The organism is Plantactinospora sp. KBS50, assembly GCF_002285795.1.
Taxonomy (GTDB): Bacteria; Actinomycetota; Actinomycetes; order Mycobacteriales; family Micromonosporaceae; genus KBS50.
Genome location: NZ_CP022961.1, coordinates 4,141,098 through 4,161,055, shown reverse-complemented (window position 1 = coordinate 4,161,055; position 19,958 = coordinate 4,141,098). Strand labels below are relative to the sequence as shown.

Genomic DNA, 19,958 nt, shown 5'->3' with positions numbered 1-19,958 from the left:
TCCGGCGTGCTGAGCGGTGTCACGTCAGGAGATGCCGAGCTCTTTGTCGATCAGGTCGAACATCTCGTCGTCGCTGGCGGTGTCGATGCGGTCGGCGACCGACGCGCCGTTGCCGCGGGCGGCGTGCACCCGGGCGAGCAGGGTCTGCAGGCGGGTGGCGAGCGGGCCGAGCGCGTCCGGCAGCAGGCCGGGCATCCGGGCCTCCAGCCGGTCCAGGTCCGCCAGCACCGAGCCGTCCGTCGGCGGTCCGGCGGGCCCGGCCGCGGCCGGCGCCGGGACGATCCGGCCCAGCAGGTGTCCGGCCAGCGCGGTCGGCGTCGGGTAGTCGAACAGGATGGTGGCCGGCAGCCGTACGCCCACCGCCCCGGCCAGCCGGTTGCGGAACTGCACCGCGGTCAGCGAGTCGAAGCCCATGTCCAGGAAGCCGCGCTCGGCCTCGATGCTCTCCGGCCGGTCGTGCCCGAGCGCGGCGGCCATCGTGCCGCGGACCAGGTCCAGCAGGACCCGGCGCCGGTCGTCGTCGGGGAGCGTCGCCAGCCGCCGGGACAGCGCCTCGGCGTCCGCCGCGGCCGTCTGGGCGCTCCGCCGGGCCGGCGCCCGGACCAGGCCGCGCAGCAGCGGCGGCACCGGTCCCGCCGATGCCCGGCCGCGCAGCCGGGCCAGGTCGAGCCGGGCCGCGACCAGGGCGGGCCGCTCCGGCAGCCGCAGCGCGGCGTCGAAGAACGCCAGCCCCTGCTCGGTGGTCAGCGGCAGCACGCCGGAGGCCGCGATCCGGGCCGCGCCGGCCGGGTCGAGGGTGCCACCCATGCCCGCAGCCCAGAGCCCCCAGGCCAGCGAGGTGGCGGGCAGCCCGCGGGCGTGCCGGTACGCGGCGAGGCCGTCCAGCCAGGCGTTCGCGGCCGCGTAGTTCGCCTGCCCCGGGCCGCCCAGCACCCCGGAGACCGACGAGTACACGACGAACGCGGCCAGGTCGTGCCCCTGGGACAGCTCGTGCAGGTGCCACGCCGCGTCCACCTTGGGGCGCATCGTGTTGGCCAGCCGCGGCGGGTTCAGGTCGGTGAGCACGCCGTCGTCCAGCACCCCGGCCGCGTGTACCACCGCGGTCAGCCGGTGTCCGGCCAGCAGCGCCGCCAGTTCGTCCCGGTCCGCGGCGTCGCAGGCGGCGATGGTGACCTCGGCGCCGAGCGCGGACAGTTCGGCCCGCAGTTGCGCGGCGCCGGGGGCGGCCGGCCCGCGCCGGCCGGTCAGCAGCAGCCGCCGCGCGCCGTGCGCGGTGATCAGGTGCCGGGCCAGCAGCGCGCCGAGCGCGCCCGTGCCGCCGGTGACCAGCACGGTGCCGTCAGGGTCCAGCGCCGCCGCGTTCCCGCCGCCGGCCGCGTCCCCGCCGGCCGCGGGCGCGTCGCCGTGGGCCGGCGGCACGGCGGCCAGCCGGGGCAGCAGGATCTCCCCGGCCCGGATCGCCAGCTGCGGCTCCACGCCGGCCAGCGCCCGCCGGAGCAGGGCCGCCGGCAGCGCCGCTGCCGGAACGTCCGAGTCCAGCAGCCAGAACCGGTCCGGGTGCTCGCTCTGCGCGGTCCGGACCAGCCCCAGACCGCCGCCGCCGCAAGATCAGAAACATCTTCCCCGGTACGGGTGCAGACCGCCCCGGTGGTGACGACCGCCAACCGGGTGTCGGCCAGCCGGTCGTCGGCGAGCCAGTCCTGCACCAGCCGCAGGACATCCTCGGCCGGCCCGCGGTCGGCGGCGGTCCGGCCGGGCGGCACGACGGCCAGCACCACCGGCGGCCGGCCGGTGTCCCCGGCCACCTCCTTCGGATCCCGGTAGACCGTCGCGCCCGGGAACTCCCGCAGCGCGCCGATCCGGTCCGGCCCGTCCGCACCGGCCCCGTCCGCGGTCCAGGTCGTCGCGTAGAGCGGATCGGCGACGGTGACCCGGGCGTCGGCGATCTGCGCCCGGGTGACCGGCCGGGCGGTCAGCGACTCCACCCGTACCACCGGGGCGCCGGTGCCGTCCACCGCGGTCAGGCGCACCGTGTCCGGACCGATCGGGGTCACCCGCAGCCGGAACCGGGTGGCCCCGGTCGCGTGCAGGGTCACGCCGCTCCACGCGAACGGCAGCAGGATCTCCCCGTCCGCGCCGTTGTCGCGCCCGGCGACGTCCAGCAGCATCGGGTGCAGGGCCGCGTCCAGCAGGGCCGGGTGTACGCCGAACCCGGCCGGGTCCACCCCGGCCGGCAGCGCGACGTCGGCGTAGAGCGTCTCGCCGTCCCGCCACACCGCCTCCAGGCCGCGGAAGCGGGACCCGTAGCCGTAGCCGCGGACCGCCAGCGCGTCGTACAGGCCGTCGAGCCGTACGGTCTCGGCGCCCGGCGCCGGGGTGGTGTCCTCCGGCGCGGCGGTGCCGGTGCCGCCGGCGGTGCCGGTGGCGTGGGTGGTCCAGCCGGTCCCGGCCGGTGCCTTCTCCGGCCGGGAGTGGATGGCGATCGTCCGGTCGCCGTCGTCCCCGGCCGGGCCGACCTGCACCCGCAGTTGGACCGCGCCCTGCGCGGGCAGGATCAGCGGCGCCTGCAACGTCAGCTCGCCCAGGCCCTCCGCCCCGGCCTGGTCGGCGGCGTACAACGCCAGCTCGACGAAGCCGGTCGCCGGGAGCAGGACCGCGTCGTGGATGGCGTGGTCGGCCAGCCACGCGTGGCTGGCGAGGCCGATCCGGCCGGTGAACAGGTGGCCGCCGTCCGGCAGTTCGGTCGCGGCCGACAGCAGCGGGTGGTCGGCGGTGGCCAGGCCGAGGCTGGTGGCGGTGCCGGTGGCGGCCGGGCGCAGCCAGTAGAGCTGGCGTTGGAAGGGGTAGGTGGGGAGGTCGGTGTGTTGGCCGGGGGTGGTGGGGATGGTCAGGTGGTGTCCGTGGACGTGCAGGTGGGCGCGGGTTCGTGCGGGTTCGTTGGTGGGGACGACGGTGGACTGGTGGTCGTCGGGGAGGCAGGCGGTGGTGAGGGTGGTGAGGGTGTTGTCGGGTCCGAGTTCCACGTAGGTGGTGACGCCCGCGTTGTGCAGCGTGGTGATCATATCGGTGTAGCGGACGGCTTCGCGGATGTGTCGGGTCCAGTAGGTGGCGTCGGTGGTGGGGGCTACGTCGCCGGTCTGGTTGGAGATGACCGGGGTGTGGGCCGGGTGGTAGGTGACGGTGGCGGCGATCTCCTGGAATTCGGCCAGGATCGAATCCATGTGGGGGAGTGGAAGGCGTGTGAGGTGGTCAACCGCTTGGTTCGTCGTCCGAGTTTGGTCCAGTGGTCGGCGATGGCGGTGACCGCGGTGGGGTCGCCGGAGATGACGGTGTTGGTGGGGGAGTTGAGTCCGGCGATGCTGACCTTGTCTGGGTCGAGCATGGGGGCGAGTTCTGTTTCGGTGGCTTCGATGGCGGTCATGAGGCCGCCGGGGGTGGCTGTTTGCATGAGTCGTCCGCGGGTGGTGACCAGTAGCGCGGCGTCGGCCAGCGAGAGGATGCCGGCGAGGTGGGCGGCGGAGAGTTCGCCGATGGAGTGTCCGGTGAGGTAGTCGGGGGTGATTCCCCAGCTGGTGACCAGGGCGTGTTGGGCGATGTGTAGGGCGAACAGCGCCGGCTGGGTGTAGCGGGTTTCGTTGATCAGGTCGGGGTCGGACATGACCTGGCGCAAGGGCCGGTCGAGGTGCTTGTCCAACTCGGCGCAGACGGTGTCCAACGCGGCGATGAACACCGGGTCGTCGTGGTGGTGGGTCATGTCGGGGTGTTGGCTGCCCTGGCCGGTGCACAGGAAGGCGACCTTCCCCACCGGTCGGGCGGTGCCGCGTACCAGAGCGGGGTGTGGAGTGTCGGCGGCGAGGGCGTTCAGGGCGTCCCGGTGGTCGGCGAGGATGACGGCGCGGTGGGTGTGTTGGGTGCGGCGGGCGAGGGTGTGGGCGACGTCGTCGTTGTTGCGGTCGGGGACGACGGTGGCGAGTCGGGTGGCCAGTTCGGTGAGCGCGGCGGGGGTCTTCGCCGACAGCAGCCACGGCGCCGGCGCGCCGACCGGCTCCGGACCGCCGGACTGCGGCTCCGACCCGGCCTGCTCCGACCCGGCCTGCTCCGGCCCGGCCGGCTCCGGCTTCGCTGGCTTCTCGTCCGCGGGTGGGGCCTCTTCGAGGATGAGGTGCGCGTTGGTGCCGCTGATGCCGAAGGACGAGATGCCGGCGCGGCGCGGATGCCCGTTGCGCTGCCACGGTCGCGCCTCGGTCAACAGGGCGACCTCACCGGCCGACCAGTCGACGTGCGGCGAGGGCTCGTCGACGTGCAGGGTCCGCGGCAACGTCTCGTTGCGGATGGCCTGCACCATCTTGATCACGCCGCCGATGCCGGCGGCGGCCTGCGCGTGGCCGATGTTCGACTTGATCGAGCCGAGCCAGAGCGGCCGGTCCGCCGGCCGGTCCTGCCCGTAGGTGGCCAGCAGTGCCTGGGCTTCGATCGGGTCGCCGAGGGAGGTGCCGGTGCCGTGCGCCTCGACGGCGTCCACGTCGGAGGTTTCGAGGCGGGCGTTGGCGAGGGCCTGCCGGATGACCCGCTGCTGGGACGGTCCGTTCGGGGCGGTGAGCCCGTTGCTGGCGCCGTCCTGGTTCACGGCCGACCCGCGCACCACGGCCAGGATCGGATGCCCGTTGCGCCGGGCGTCGGAGAGCCGTTCGAGCAGCAGGATCGCGGCGCCCTCGGCCCAGGCGGTGCCGTCGGCGGTGGCGGAGAAGGACTTGCACCGGCCGTCCGGCGCGAGGCCGCGCTGCCGGCTGAACTCGACGAACATGCCCGGGGTGGCCATCACCGCCGCGCCGCCGGCCAGGGCCAGGTCACACTCCCCGCCGCGCAGCGCCTGCCCGGCCAGGTGCATGGCGACAAGCGACGACGAGCAGGCGGTGTCGACGGTGACCGCCGGCCCCTCCAGGCCGAACGTGTAGGCGATCCGGCCCGACGCGACGCTGGTGGTGGTCCCGGTCAGCAGATGACCCTCGACGCCCTCGCCGCCGGTGTGCAGCAGCGACAGGTACTCGTGGGCGGAGACGCCGGCGAAGACGCCGGTGGCGGTGCCGCGCAGCGTCGCCGGGTCGATGCCAGCGCGTTCCAGCGCCTCCCACGAGGTTTCCAGCAGCAGCCGCTGCTGCGGGTCGATGGCCAGCGCCTCCCGCGGGCTGATCCCGAAGAACTCCGGGTCGAACCGCTCCGCGTCCCGCAGGAAGCCGCCGTGCCGGACGTAGGTCTTGCCGCTGGCGTCCGGATCGGGGTCGTAGAGGTCGTCGACGTCCCAGCCGCGGCTGGCCGGGAAGGTGTCGACCGCGTCGACCCCGCCGGCCAGCAGATCCCACAGCGCCTCCGGGGTGTCCGCGCCGCCCGGGAACCGGCAGGCCATGCCGACGATCGCGATCGCCTCGTCGTCGAGGCCCGCGGCGCGGGCGGGTGCCACGGCGACGGCCCGGTCCGCGGGTACGTCGGCGAGCCGCCCGTGCACGAACTCGGCGATCGCGGCCGGGGTCGGGTAGTCGAACACCAGCGTGGCCGGCAGCCGCAGCCCCGTCGCCGCGCTCAGCGTGTTGCGGAACTCCACCGCGGTCAGCGAGTCCAGGCCCATTTCCAGCAGCGCGCGGGACGCGTCGATCCGGTCCGCGTCGCGGTGGCCGAGCACCTCGGCGACCCGGGAGCGGACCAACCGCACGACGGTACGCAGTTGCTCGGCCGCCGGCTGCCCGGCCAGTTGACGGCGCAGCGCCGCGCCGCCGGTCCCGGCGTCGGTGGCGGCCCGCCGCTGCGGGACCCGGACCAGCGCCCGGAAGACCGCGGGCAGGCTGCCGGCGGCGGCCCGGGACTGCAACGTGCCGTGGTCGAACAGCGCGGGGACCGCGGCCGGCGCCTCGGTGGCCAGCGCGGCGTCGAAGAGCGCGAGCGCCTCGGCGGCGGGCAGCGGCAGTACGCCGGTGCGGCCGATCCGGGTGGAGTCGGCGTCCTGCAACGCCGCACCCATGCCGCCGCCCTCGGTGGGCGCCCACAGCCCCCAGGCGAGCGAGGTCGCCGGCAGCCCGTGCGCGTGCCGGTGCGCGGCAAGCCCGTCCAGGTAGGCGTTCGCGGCGGCGTAGTTGGCCTGCCCGGCGCTGCCGATGGTGGCGGCCACCGAGGAGTAGAGCACGAACGCGGCCAGCGGCCGGTCCGCGGTCAGCCGGTGCAGGTGCCACGCGCCGTCGGCCTTCGGCCCCAGCACCGCGGCGAGGCCGTCGTCGTCGAGCGCGCCGACGGTGGCGTCCCGCAGCACCCCGGCGGCGTGGATCACCGCGGTCAGCGGGTGGGTGTCCGGGATCGCGGCGAGCAGGGCGGCGAGCCGGTCCCCGTCACCGGTGTCGGCGGCGGCGACCTCGGCGTGCGCGCCCAGTTCCGCCAGTTCGGCGATCAGCCGGTCGGCGCCGGGCGCGTCCGGTCCGCGGCGGCTGGTCAGCAGCAGCCGGCGGACGCCGTACCGGGTGACCAGGTGGCGGGCCAGCAGCGCGCCCAGCGCCCCGGTGCCGCCGGTGATCAGGACGGTGCCGGCCGGGTCGAACCGGCCCTCGGTCGCCGGGTCGGCAGGGCGGTCGGTGCCGACCAGCCGGGGGACGAAGGCATGGCCGTTGCGGAGCGCGAGCTGCGGCTCGTCGCCGCCCAGCGTTTCGGCCAGGAGTTCCAGCGGCAGGCCGGCGGGTGCGGCGTCCGCGTCGACGAGCACGAACCGGCCGGGATGCTCGGTCTGGGCGCTGCGCAGCAGACCCCACACCGCCGCCGCGGGCAGGTCGGTGACGTCCTCGGCGTCCTGGGTCGCGATCGCGCCCCGGGTGACGAGCACCAGCCGGCTGCCGTCCAGCCGTTCGTCGGCCAGCCAGCCGCGGACCAGGCCGAGCGCCGCCCGGATCGGCGCGTGGTCGTCCGGGCCGGCGGCGGCCGGCACCGGCGCCAGCACGATCGGGGGTACGGCGCCCGCGTCGGCGAGCGCCGCCGGATCCGGGTGGACCGGTACCCCCGCCGGTGCGGCATCCGGCGCGCCGAGCACGGCCAGCGCCGGCGCGGTGGTCCCGGTCACCGTGGGCGCGGCGGTCCAGGCGAGGCGGTAGAGCGGCGGCCGGGCGTCCGGACGGGACGCGGCCAACTGCTCCGGCGACACCGGCCGCATGGTGAGGGCGCCGACCGCCAGTACGGGGGCACCGGTCGGGTCGGCCATCAGCAGCGACACCGTGTCCGGCCCGGTCGGGGCGACCCGGATCCGCAGCGTGCTGGCGCCGACGGCGTGCCGGCTGACGCCGGTCCAGGAGAACGGCAGCCGCACCGTCCCGCCGTCGTAGCGGAAGTTCACCGGGTGCAGCGAGGAGTCGAAGAGGGCGGGGTGCACGCCGTACGCCTCCGGCCCGGTCCCCTCGGGCAGCGCGGTCTCGGCGTAGATCGTCTCGCCGTCCCGCCACGCGGCCCGCATTCCCTGGAACAGCGGCCCGTAGTGGTAGCCGCGCTCGGCGAACTCCCGGTAGAAGCTGTCGGTGTCCAACGGGGACGCGTCGGCCGGCGGCCACGCGGTCAGTGTCTCGGCGGGCCGGGGCGCCTCGGCGGTGAGCGTACCGCTGGCGTGCCGGGTCCAGCCGGTGCCCGGTGCGGCGTCCTCCGGTCGGGAGTGGACGGTGAAGCTCCACCGTCCGCCCTCCGCGGCGCCCGTGCTGACCCGCAGGTGCAGCGCGCCCCGCTCGGGTACGGCCAGGAAGACGTGGTGGGTCAGCTCGTCGATCGCCGCCGCGCCGATCCGGTCGGCGACCTCCAGCAGCAGGTCGATGAACGCGACCCCGGGCAGGACCACGGTGCCGTGTACGGCGTGCTCGACCAGCCACGGGTGGGTGCGCCGGGAGATCCGCCCGGTGTAGAGCCGGCCGTCGCCGTCGGGAAGCTCCACTTCGGCCTGGAGCAGCGGGTGGGTGGCCTCGTGCTGGCCGAGGCTGCTCGGGTTGCGCGTGGTCGCCGGTGCGGCGAGCCAGAACGGCCGGTGCTGGAAGGCGTAGGTGGGTAGCTCGGTGTGCCGGCCGGTGGGGGTGGTGGTGGTCCAGGTGGTCGGGTGTCCGGCGTTGTGGAGGGTGGCGTGGGCGTGGTGGCCGAGGTGGGCGGTGGTGATGGTGGCCGTGGTGTCGTGGGGGAGGCATGCGGTGGTGAGTGCGCTGAGGGTCCTGTCGGGTCCGAGTTCCAGGTAGGTGGTGACGCCCGCGTTGTGCAGCGTGGTGATCATGTCGGTGTAGCGGACGGTGTTGCGGATGTGTCGGGTCCAGTAGGTGGCGTCGGTGGTGGGGGCGGTGTCGCCGGTCTGGTTGGAGATGACCGGGATCCGTGCCGGGTGGTAGGTGACGGTGGCGGCGATCTCCTGGAACTGGTCGAGGATCGGGTCCATGTGGGGGGAGTGGAAGGCGTGTGAGGTGGTGAGCTTCTTCGTTCGCCGTCCGAGTTTGGCCCAGTGGTCGGCGATCTGGGTGACGGTGGTGGGGTCGCCGGAGATGACGGTGTTGGTGGGGGAGTTGAGTCCGGCGATGCTGACCAACTTCGGGTCGAGCATGGGGGCGAGTTCTGTTTCGGTGGCTTCGATGGCGGTCATGAGGCCGCCGGGGGTGGCTGTTTGCATGAGTCGTCCGCGGGTGGTGACCAGTAGCGCGGCGTCGGCCAGCGAGAGCACGCCGGCGAGGTGTGCGGCGGAGAGTTCGCCGATGGAGTGTCCGGTGAGGTAGTCGGGGGTGATTCCCCAGTTGGTGACCAGGGCGTGTTGGGCGATGTGTAGGGCGAACAGGGCGGGCTGGGTGTAGCGGGTTTCGTTGATCAGGTCGGGGTCGGACATGACCTGGCGCAACGGCCGGTCGAGGTGTTTGTCCAGTTCGGCGCAGACGGTGTCCAACGCGGCGACGAACACGGGATCGTCGTTGTTGGTCATGTTGGGGTGTTGGCTGCCCTGGCCGGTGCAGAGGAAGGCGACCTTCCCGGCGGGTCGGGCGGTGCCGCGTACCAGAGCGGGGTGTGGAGTGTCGGCCGCCAGAGCGGCCAGGGCGTCGTGGTGGTCGGCGAGGATCACCGCGCGGTGGGTGTGCTGGGCACGCCGGGCCAGGGTGTGCGCGATGTCGGCGTCGGCCAACCCGTCCAGGTGGTCGCGCAGCCGTACGGCGTTGTCCCGCAGCGCCTCCGGGGTGTGGCCGGACAGCAGCCACGGCGACCCGGCCGTGTCCTTGCCGGACGGCGCCGCCGGGGGCGTGCCCTGCTCCAGGATGAGGTGCGCGTTGGTGCCGCTGATGCCGAACGACGACACCGCGGACCGGCGGGGCCGGCCGGTCTCCGGCCAGGCCCGCGCCTCGGTCAGCAGCGCGACCTCGCCGGCCGACCAGTCGATGTGCGGGGACGGCTCGTCGACGTGCAGGGTCCGCGGAAGCCGGCCGTGCCGCATGGCCTGCACCATCTTGATCACGCCGCCGATGCCGGCGGCGGCCTGCGCGTGGCCGATGTTCGACTTCAGCGAGCCGAGCCAGAGCGGCTGGTCCGCGGCCCGGTCCTGCCCGTACGTCGCCAGCAGCGCCTGCGCCTCGATCGGGTCGCCGAGGGTGGTGCCGGTGCCGTGCGCCTCGACCGCGTCCACGTCGGCGGGTTCGAGTCGGGCGTTCGCGAGGGCCTGCCGGATCACCCGCTGCTGCGCGGGACCGTTGGGCGCGGTCAGCCCGTTGCTGGCGCCGTCCTGGTTGACCGCCGAGCCGCGGATCACGGCGAGGATGGGGTGGTTGTTGCGCTGGGCGTCGGAGAGCCGTTCGAGCAGGAGCATGGCGGCGCCCTCGGCCCAGGCGGTGCCGTCCGCGCCGGCCGCGAAGGACTTCGCCCGCCCGTCCGGGGCGAGGCCGCGTTGCCGGCTGAACTCGATGAACATGCCCGGCCCGGCCATGATGGTCGCGCCGCCGGCGAGCGCGAGGTCGCACTCCCCGCCGCGCAGCGCCTGCCCGGCCAGGTGCATGGCCACCAGGGAGGACGAGCAGGCCGTGTCGACGGTGACCGCCGGACCCTCCAGGCCGAACGTGTAGGCGACCCGGCCGGACGCCACGCTGGTGGTGGTCCCGGTCAGCAGGTAGCCCTCCACCCCCTCCGAACCGGTGTGGCAGAGCGAGACGTACTCCTGGGCGGAGACGCCGGCGAAGACGCCGGTGGCGGTGCCGCGCAGCGTCGCCGGGTCGATGCCGGCGCGTTCCAGCGCCTCCCACGAGGTTTCCAGCAGCAGCCGCTGCTGCGGGTCGATGGCCAGCGCCTCCCGCGGGCTGATCCCGAAGAACTCCGGGTCGAAGTGTTCGGCGTCGTAGACGAAGCCGCCCTCCCGCACGTACGTCCTGCCGCCGGCGTCCGGGTCCGGGTCGTAGAGCTCGTCGGTGTCCCAACCCCGGCTCGCCGGAAAGCCGCCGACCGCGTCCACCCCACCCGCGACCAGGTCCCACAGCGCCTCCGGGGTGTCCGCGCCGCCCGGGAACCGGCAGGCCATGCCGACGATCGCGATCGCCTCGTCGTCGCCGGTCCGGGTCCGCCGGACACTGCGGACCGGCGCGTCGGCGGTCGCCTCCGACAGCTCGGCGGTCAGGTGGGCGCCGAGCGCCGCCGGGGTCGGATAGTCGAAGATCAGCGTCGCGGGCAGGGTCAGCCCGGCCGCCCTGCCCAGCCGGGTCCGGAACTCGATCGCGCTCAGCGAGTCGAAGCCGAGCTCCTGGAACTGCCGGTCGGCGTCCACGGTGGCCGCCGAGGCGTGCCCGAGCGCGCCCGCCACCTGCGCGCAGACCAGGTCGGTCAGGATCCGCCGCCGCTCCGGCTCCGGCCGGCCGGCCAACTGCCGGCGCAGCTCGTCACCGCCGGCCTGAGCGGCGCGGGCCGCCCGCCGGGCCGGGGTGCGCACCAGACCGCGGAGGATGGCCGGCAGCTCGCCGTCGTCGGCCCGCCGCCGCAGTGCCACCAGATCCAGCCGGGCCGGCACCAGCGTGGGCCGGTCGGCGGCCAGCGCCGCGTCGAAGAGTCCGAGCCCTTCCGCCGCGCTGAGCGGGACGATCCCGCCCCGGGCGACCCGGGCCGCCGCCGCCTCGTCCAGGGAGGCGCTCATCCCGTCGTCCCCGGTGGGCGCCCACAGCCCCCAGGCGAGGGAGACCGCCGGCAGCCCGTGCGCGTGCCGGTGCGCGGCAAGCCCGTCCAGCGCGGCGTTCGCGGCCGCGTAGTTGCCCTGCCCGGCGGTGCCGAGCGTCCCGGCGATCGACGAGTAGAGCACGAACGCGGCCAGCTCCGAACCGGCGGTCAGCTCGTGCAGATGCCACGCCGAGTCCACCTTGGCCGACAGCGTCGCGTCCAGGTGCTCCGGCGTGAGCGAGGTGAGCGCGGCGTCCCGCAGCACCCCGGCGGCGTGCACCACGGCGGTCAGCGGGTGCGCGGCGGGGACGGCGGCGAGCAGGTCGGCGACCCGGTCGCGGTCGGTGAGGTCGCAGGCGGCGATGTCGACGTGCGCGCCCAGGCCGGTGAGGGCGGCCCGCAGCGCGGCGGCGCCGGGGGCGTCGGGTCCGCGGCGGCCGGTGAGCAGCAGCCGGGTGACGCCGTGCCGGCTGACCAGGTGGGTGGCCAGCAGCGCGCCGAGCGCGCCGGTGCCGCCGGTGATCAGGACGGTGCCGTCCGGGTCGAGCCCGGTCGGGGCGCCGCCGGTCGTGGCGGTCACCCGGGGTGCCAGGACCCGGCCGTCGCGCAGGGCGACCTGCGGTTCGTCGCCGTCGGCGAGCCGGGCGAGCAGGTCGGCGTCCGGGTCGTCGTTGGCGTCGGCGTCGGTGTCGATCAGGACGATGCGGCCGGGGTGCTCGGTCTGGGCGCTGCGGGCCAGACCCCAGACGGCGGCGCCGACCAGGTCGGCGACGTCCTCCCCGGTACGGGTCGAGACCGCGCCCCGGGTCAGCAGCAGCAGACGGGCCTCGGCCGGCCGGGGCGCGTCGAGCCAGCGCTGAAGGAGCCCCAGGACGTCCGCGACCGGCCCGTGGTCGGGGCGGGCACCGGGCGGCACCCGTACGGCGATCCGGTCCGCCGGTTCCGCGGGCCACCCGCCCTCCGGCAGCAGCTCCACCGCGGCGCCTTCGGTGGCACCCGGACCCGGCCGGGGCACCCAGTCGACGCCGTACAGCGGCAGGCCGGTGTCCGGCCGGGAGGCGGCCAGTTGCGCGGCCGACACCGGGCGGGTGATCAGCGAGTCGACGGTCGCCACCGGTGCACCGGTGCCGTCGGCGATGGTCAGCGCCAGCCGGTCCAGCCCGGACACGGTGATCCGGACCCGCAGCGTGTCGGCGCCGACCGCGTGCAGCGCGATCCCACCCCAGGTGAACGGGACCCGCACCTGGCCGGCGTCCGGGTCGTCCTCGGGGCGCAGCGCCGAGCCGACCGCGATCGGGTGCAGCGCCGAGTCCAGCAGGCCGGGGTGCAGGCCGAAGTCGCCCGGGTCGGCCCCGTCCGGCAGCGACACCTCACCGTAGATGGTGTCGCCGTCCCGCCAGGCCGCCCGCAGGCCCAGGAAGAGCGGGCCGTAGCCGAAGCCGGCGCCGGCCAGTCGCTGGTAGAGGTCCGCGACGTCGATCGCCGCGCCCGGCGGCGGCCACTCGGTCAGCCCGGCCGGTTGCGCGTCCGGGTCGGCGACGGCTAGCACGCCGGTGGCGTGCCGGGTCCAGTCCGTGCCGGGCGCCGCGTCCTCGGACCGGGAGTGGACGCTGAACGCGCGCCGGCCGGCGTCGTCGGCCGCCTCCACCGAGACCCGCAGGTGCAGCGCGCCCCGCTCGGGTACGGCCAGGAAGACGTGGTGGGTCAGCTCCTCGATCAGGTCGCAGCCGACCCGGTCGCCGGCGTGCAGCAGCATGCCCACGAACGCGGCGCCGGGCACGATCAGCGACCCGTGTACGGCGTGCTCGGCGATCCACGGGTCGGTGCGGGCCGAGATCCGGCTGGTGAAGAGGTGGCCGTTGCCCTCGGGAAGCTCCACCTCGGCGTGCAGCAGCGGGTGCGTCGCGGCGCCCTGGCCGAGGCTGGCCGCGCTGCGCGGGGTGTCGGAGGCGTCGAGCCAGAACGTCTGCTGTTGGAACGGGTAGGTGGGTAGTTCGGTGTGCCGGCCGGTGGGGGTGGTGGTGGTCCAGGTGGTCGGGTGGCCGGCGTTGTGGAGGGTGGCGTGGGCGTGGTGGCCGAGGTGGGCGGTGGTGATGGTGGCCGTGGTGTCGTGGGGGAGGCATGCGGTGGTGAGGGCGCTGAGGGTCTTGTCCGGTCCGAGTTCCACGTAGGTGGTGACGCCCGCGTTGTGCAGCGTGGTGATCATGTCGGTGTAGCGGACGGCTTCGCGGATGTGTCGGGTCCAGTAGGTGGCGTCGGTGGTGGGGGCTACGTCGCCGGTCTGGTTGGAGATGATCGGGATCCGTGCCGGGTGGTAGGTGACGGTGGCGGCGATGGCCTGGAATTCGGCCAGGATGGGGTCCATGTGGGGGGAGTGGAAGGCGTGTGAGGTGGTGAGCCGCTTGGTTCGTCGTCCGAGTTTGGTCCAGTGGTCGGCGATGGCGGTGACGGTGTCGGGGTGGCCGGAGATGACGGTGTTGGTGGGGGAGTTGAGTCCGGCGATGCTGACCAGTTTCGGGTCGAGCATGGGGGCGAGTTCTGTTTCGGTGGCTTCGATGGCGGTCATGAGGCCGCCGGGGGTGGCTGTTTGCATGAGTCGTCCGCGGGTGGTGACCAGTAGCGCGGCGTCGGGGAGGGTGAGGATGCCGGCGAGGTGTGCGGCGGAGAGTTCGCCGATGGAGTGTCCGGTGAGGTAGTCGGGGGTGATTCCCCAGTTGGTGACCAGGGCGTGTTGGGCGATGTGCAGGGCGAACAGGGCCGGCTGCGTGTAGCGGGTTTCGTTGATCAGGTCGGGGTCGGACATGACCTGGCGCAACGGTCGGTCGAGGTGCTTGTCCAACTCGGCGCAGACGGTGTCCAACGCGGCGACGAAGACCGGGTCGTCGTGGTGGTTGGCCATGTCGGGGTGTTGGCTGCCCTGGCCGGTGCACAGGAAGGCGACCTTCCCCACCGGTCGGGCGGTGCCGCGTACCAGGGACGGGTGTGCGGTGTCGGCGGCGAGGGCGTTCAGGGCGTCCCGGTGGTCGGCGAGGATGACCGCGCGGTGGGTGTGTTGGGCACGCCGGGCGAGGGTGTGGGCGACGTCGTCGCCGTCGCTGTCGTGTCCGTCCAGGTGGTCGCGCAGCCGTACGGCGGATTCCTGGAGCGCCCGCGGGGTACGGCCGGACAGCAGCCACGGCGCCGGCGCACCGGCGGGTGCCGGCTCCGTCGCCGGCTGCTCCGGTTCGTCGGCGGGGGCGGGTGCCTCTTCGAGGATGACGTGCGCGTTGGTGCCGCTGATGCCGAACGAGGACACCCCGGCCCGGCGCGATCGGCCGTCGGGGGTCCACGGCTGGGCCTCGGTCAGCAGCGCGACGTTTCCGGCGGTCCAGTCCACGTGCGGGGACGGGGTGTCGACGTGCAGCGTCTTGGGCAGTACGCCGTTCCGCATGGCCTGGACCATCTTGATCACGCCGCCGATGCCGGCGGCGGCCTGCGCGTGGCCGATGTTCGACTTCAGCGAGCCCAGCCACAGCGGCCGGTCCGCCGGCCGGTCCTGACCGTACGTCGCCAGCAGCGCCTGCGCCTCGATCGGGTCGCCCAACGTGGTGCCGGTGCCGTGCGCCTCGACGGCGTCCACGTCGGCGGGTTCGAGTCGGGCGTTGGTCAGGGCCTGCCGGATGACGCGCTGCTGGGACGGCCCGTTGGGGGCCGTCAGGCCGTTGCTGGCGCCGTCCTGGTTCACGGCCGACCCGCGGATGACGGCGAGGATGGGGTGGTTGTTGCGCTGGGCGTCGGAGAGCCGCTCCAGCAGCAGGATCGCGGCGCCCTCGGCCCAGGCGGTGCCGTCGGCGGTGGCGGAGAAGGACTTGCACCGGCCGTCCGGCGCGAGGCCGCGCTGCCGGCTGAACTCGATGAACATGCCCGGCCCGGCCATGATGGTGGCGCCGCCGGCGAGGGCCAGCGTGCACTCCCCGCCGCGCAGCGCCTGCGCCGCCAGGTGCATGGCCACCAGCGAGGAGGAGCAGGCCGTGTCGACGGTGACCGCCGGACCCTCCAGGCCGAGCGAGAAGGCGATCCGACCCGAGGCCACGCTCGTCGTGGTCCCGGTCAGGACGTACCCGTCGACGTCCGCCCCGCCGGTGTAGCAGAGCGACGCGTACTCCTGGCTGATCGCCCCGACGTACACCCCGGTCCGGCTGCCGTGCAGGGTCGCCGGGTCGATGCCGGCGCGTTCCAGCGCCTCCCACGAGGTTTCCAGCAGCAGCCGCTGCTGCGGGTCGATGGCCAGCGCCTCCCGCGGGCTGATCCCGAAGAACTCCGCGTCGAAACGCTCGGCGTCGTAGAGGAAGCCGCCGTGCCGGGCGTACGTCTTGCCGGCCGCGCCCGGGTCCGGGTCGTAGAGGCCGTCGGTGTCCCAGCCGCGGGTGACCGGGAAGCCGCCGATCGCGTCCACGCCGCCCTCGACCAGCGACCACAGCGCCTCGGGGGTGTCCGCGCCGCCGGGGAACCGGCAGGCCATGCCCACGATGGCGATCGGCTCCTGCCGGTCGGCCTCCGCCTTGCGCAGCTGCCGCCGGGCCTGGGCAAGGTCCGCCGTCACGCGCTTCAGATAATCGCGAAGCTTTTCCTCGTTCACGAACAACCTCATGTCCTTCAGCGGGGCGGCGGATCAGATCGCGTCGAGCTCGTTGTCGATGAAGTCGAAGATCTCGTCGTCGGTGGCCGAGTCGATCCGTTCGTGCACGGCCGCGGTCAGGTCCTGCTCCGGGTCCCCGGTCCGGCGCAGCGCGTACAACAGGTCCTCGACGCGGGCGACGAGGGCCTCGCGCAGCCGCTGGTCCGGCGGCGACTGCCGGACGGCGGCCTCCAGCCGGTCCAGCTCGGCCAGTGCCGGCGGCGGCGCGTCCTCCCCGGCCAGCTCGGCCAGCAGCAGTTCGGCGACGGCGGCCGGGGTGGGCCGGTCGAAGGTGAGCGTCGTGGGCAGCCGCAGCCCGACGGCGGTGCCGAGCCGGTTGCGCAGCTCGACGGCGGAGAGCGAGTCGAACCCGGCCTCCTTGAACGACCGGTCGCCGTCGACCGCGCCCGCGCCGGCGTGCCCGAGGATCGTGGCGGCCTCGGTGCGGACCAGGTCGAGCAGGAGGCCGTGCCGTTGGGTGAGGGGAAGCCCTGCCAGCCGGCGTGCCCAGGCGGCCGTCGGCGAGTCGTCGGCCGCGGTGGGTCCGGCCGCGCGGCGGGCCGCCGGCCGGACGATGCCGCGCAGGATCGGCGGCACCGCGTCCGGGTGCAGCCGCAGCGCGGCGAGATCCAGCCGGGTCGGCACCACCGTCGGCAGGCTCGTCTCCCGGGCCGCGTCGAAGAGCGCCAGCCCTTCCTGCGCGGTGAGGGCGGTGATGCCGGTGCGGGCCAACCGCAGCAGGTCGGCCTCGTCCAGCCGGCCGGCCATGCCCAGGCCGGCCCAGACCCCCAGGCCAGCGCCGTGGCCGGCAGTCCGGCCGCCTGCCGGTGGGCCGCGAGCGCGTCCAGGAACGCGTTCGCGGCGGCGTAGTTGGCCTGCCCGGCATTGCCGAACGTGCCGACCGCCGAGGAGAAGAGCACGAACTCGGCCAGCTCGGCGTCGCGGGTCAGCTCGTGCAGCAGCCACGCCGCGTCCGCCTTGGGGCGCAGCGTGGCCGTGACGGCGTCGGCCGTCAGCCGCTCGACGGTCCCGTCCGCGGCCACGCCGGCGGCGTGGATCACGGCGGTCAGCGGGTGCGCCGCCGGCACGGCGGCCAGCAGCGCCCGGACCGCGGCGGGTTCGGCGAGGTCGGCGGCGATCACCGACACCTGCGCGCCCAGGCCGGTCAGCTCGGCGACCAGGTCGTCGGCGCCGTCCGCGGCGCCGCCGCGGCGGCTGGCCAGCAGCAGCCGCCGGATCCCGTGCCGGGTCACCAGGTGCCGGGCCACCAGCGCGCCCACCCCACCGGTCCCGCCGGTGACCAGTACGGTGCCCTCCGGGTCCAGCGGCCGGGGCACGGTCAGCACCAGTTTGCCGACGTGCCGGGCCTGGGCCAGGAAGCGGAACGCCTCCGGCGCCTGCCGGACATCCCAGCCGGTCGCCGGCAGCGGTCGCAGGGTGCCGTCCGCGAACAGCGGCATCAACCGGTCCAGCATCGCCCCGATCCGCTCCGGGGGCAGCGCCAGCAGGTCGAACGCCTGGTAGGCGACGCCGGGATGCGCGGCGGCGACCGCCTCCGGATCGCGGATGTCGGTCTTGCCCAGCTCGATGAACCGGCCGCCGCGCGGCAGCAGGCGCAGCGAGGCGTCGACGAACTCGCGGGCCAGACAGTCGAGGACCACGTCGACCCCGGCGTCACCGGTGGCCGCCAGGATCCGGTCGGCGAAGTCGAGGCTGCGCGAGGAGGCGATCCGGGACTCCGGAAGCCCCTGCTCGTGCAGCGCCTGCCACTTGCCGGGGCTGGCGGTGCCGTACACCTCGGCGCCGAGGTGCCGGGCCAGTTGCACCGCGGCCATGCCGACGCCGCCGGCCGCCGCGTGCACCAGCACCCGCTCGTCGCGGCGCAGGCCGGCCAGCTCGACGAGGCCGTACCAGGCGGTCAGGAACACCACCGGCACCGTGGCCGCCTGCGCGTACGTCCAACCGGCCGGCATCGGGGCGAGGGTGTGCTCGTCGGTGACCGCGACCGGTGCGAACGCGCCGGTCAGCAGCCCCAGTACCCGGTCGCCGGCCGCGAACCGGGTGACGCCCGGCCCGGTCTCGACCACCACGCCGGCACCCTCCAGGCCGAGCACCGTGTGCTCGGGGATCATGCCCAGGGCCAGCGCCACGTCCCGGAAGTTCAGGCCGGCCGCCCGGACCGCGATCCGCACCTCGCCGGGGCCGAGCGGCCGGTCCGCGTCCGGGTTGGGCAGCAGGGCCAGGCTCTCCAGCGAGCCGCGCTCGCGCACGTCCACCCGCCAGCCGCGGTCGCTGGCGGGGGCCGCGAGCGTGGTCTGCGGCGTCACCGGGGCCAGCCGGGGCACCAGCACCGCTCCCTCGCGGACCGCCGCCTGCGGTTCGCCGCTGGTCACGGCCGGGACCAGGCTCCGGTACGACTCCGGCCGCCCGTCCACGTCCAGCAGCGTGAACCGGCCGGGATGCTCGATCTGGGCGGCGCGGATCAGCCCCCAGATCGGCGCGGTCCCCAGGTCCGGGGCGGTGTCGGCGCCCGCAACGGAGACCGCGTTGCGGGTGAGGACGACCAGCCGCGACCCGCCGAAGGCGTGGTTGTCCAGCCAGCCCCGCAACAGGGTGAGGGTTTCGACGGTGTGCCGGTGGGCGCCCGCGACCGGGTCCTCGCCCGGGACGCTGGGCGGGGTGGCCGAGAGCACCACGGTGGACATCGGGCCACCGGTGCGGACCGCCGCGGCAAGCGTTCCCAGGTCCCGGTAGTCGCGGACGGCCACGCCGCTGTCGGCGAGCGCGCCGAACAGTTCGGCGTCGTCGCCGAGGACGGCCCACGGCGCGTCGGGGGCGCCGGCTGCGGCCGGTCCGGCCGGCACCCAGCCGAGCCGGTAGAGGCCGTCCCGGTCCCGCGGCGTCTCGGCGAGCCGGTGCCGGGGGACCGGCCGCAGCGCGAGCGACTCGACGTCGAAGACCGGCTGGCCGGTGTGGTCGGCGGCGCTCAGCGCGTACGCGTGGGTGCCGGCCGGGCGCAGCTCGACCCGCAGGGCGGTCGCGCCGCCGGCGTGCCAGCGCAACCCGGTCACGGCGAACGGCAGCAGCAGCTCCCCGGCACCGTCCGGACCGGCGTCGGCGTCGGTGGTGGCGCCGGTGGTGGCGCCGGGATCGGCGGTGGCCGTGGCGGCCCGCTCGGCGGTGGCCAGGATGGCGTGCAGCGCCGCGTCGAACAGCGCCGGGTGCACCGGGAACCGGCCGGCGGCGGCCCGCTCCGCCTCCGGCAGGCGTACCTCGGCGAGGACGTCGTCGCCGCGCCGCCACAGGGCGGTCAGCCCGCGGAAGGCCGGACCGTAGTGGTAGCCGCGGGCCGCCAGCGCCGGATAGAGGTCGTCCAGGCCGACCGGGGTGGCCCCGGCGGGCGGCCAGGGGACCGCGGTCGCGGCGCCGCCGTCCGCGGGCACGGCGGACGTGCCGTCGCCGGCCTCGGTCAGCAGCAGGCCGTCGGCGTGCCGCACCCACGGCCCGTCCGCCACCCGCGCCCGGATGGTCAGCGCCCGGCGTCCGTCGCCGTCCGCGGGCGCCAGGTGCACCTGGATGCGTACGCCGCCCGGGACCGGCAGCCGCAGCGGCGCGTGCAGGGTGAGTTCGTCCACCCGGCCGCCGCCGACCTGGTCGGCGGCGTGCAAAGCGAGGTCGGCGAACGCGGTGGCCGGCAGCAGCACCGCGTCGTCGATGGCGTGGTCGGCCAGCCACGGGTGGGTCTGTAGGGACACCCGCCCGCTGAACAGTTGACCGCCGTCGGGCAGGTCGGTGGCGGCGACCAGGATCGGGTGCTCGCTGACGGCCAGGCCCAGCCCGGCCGGGTCGGTGCTCTCCGGCCGGTTCAGCCAGTACGGCTGGCGTTGGAACGGGTAGGTGGGTAGCTCGGTGTGCCGGCCGGTGGGGGTGGTGGTGGTCCAGGTGGTGGGGTGGCCGGTGGTGTGGAGGGTGGCGTGGGTGTGGTGGCCGAGGTGGGCGGTGGTGATGGTGGCGGTGGTGTCGTGGGGGAGGCATGCGGTGGTGAGGGTGGTGAGGGTGTTGTCGGGTCCGAGTTCCAGGTAGGTGGTGACGCCCGCGTTGTGCAGGGTGGTGATCATGTCGGTGTAGCGGACGGTGT

Annotated in this window: 4 protein-coding genes and 3 pseudogenes; all 7 read right to left on the bottom strand. The window is 75.2% G+C overall.

Going from position 1 to position 19,958, the window contains the following annotated elements; translation table 11 throughout:
* Positions 1 to 24 precede the first annotated feature (24 nt).
* Entirely contained in the window at positions 25 to 1,332 is a 1,308-nt protein-coding gene (locus tag CIK06_RS31305; protein ID WP_232534325.1) for a beta-ketoacyl reductase, read from the bottom strand.
* On the bottom strand, positions 1,278 to 3,221 hold the full coding sequence (locus CIK06_RS31300; protein WP_157756828.1) for a polyketide synthase dehydratase domain-containing protein: 1,944 nt from the start codon (positions 3,219 to 3,221) through the stop codon (positions 1,278 to 1,280). Before CIK06_RS31300 ends, CIK06_RS31305 begins: the two co-directional genes overlap by 55 nt.
* Positions 3,125 to 15,745, bottom strand: coding sequence for a type I polyketide synthase (locus tag CIK06_RS17965; RefSeq protein ID WP_232533701.1), 12,621 nt, complete (start codon positions 15,743 to 15,745; stop codon positions 3,125 to 3,127). The genes CIK06_RS31300 and CIK06_RS17965 overlap by 97 nt, the downstream gene beginning before the upstream one ends.
* Positions 15,746 to 15,814: 69 nt before the next feature.
* Entirely contained in the window at positions 15,815 to 15,940 is a 126-nt protein-coding gene (locus tag CIK06_RS31935) for a hypothetical protein (protein WP_255408609.1), read from the bottom strand.
* Between the two features lie 192 nt (positions 15,941 to 16,132).
* Positions 16,133 to 16,588, bottom strand: a pseudogene (locus tag CIK06_RS31295) (beta-ketoacyl reductase); the annotation flags it as partial.
* A 77-nt stretch (positions 16,589 to 16,665) separates the two neighbouring features.
* A pseudogene (locus CIK06_RS32520) lies at positions 16,666 to 17,073 on the bottom strand (SDR family NAD(P)-dependent oxidoreductase); the annotation flags it as partial.
* Positions 17,074 to 17,220: 147 nt separating this feature from the next.
* Positions 17,221 to 19,938, bottom strand: a pseudogene (locus CIK06_RS31280) (polyketide synthase dehydratase domain-containing protein); the annotation flags it as partial.
* Positions 19,939 to 19,958: the final 20 nt, after the last annotated feature.

Bases quoted from the DNA above. Each gene is read 5' to 3' on its own strand.
- CIK06_RS31300 (WP_157756828.1), bottom strand. From the start codon at position 3,221: ATGGATTCGATCCTGGCCGAATTCCAGGAGATCGCCGCCACCGTCACC.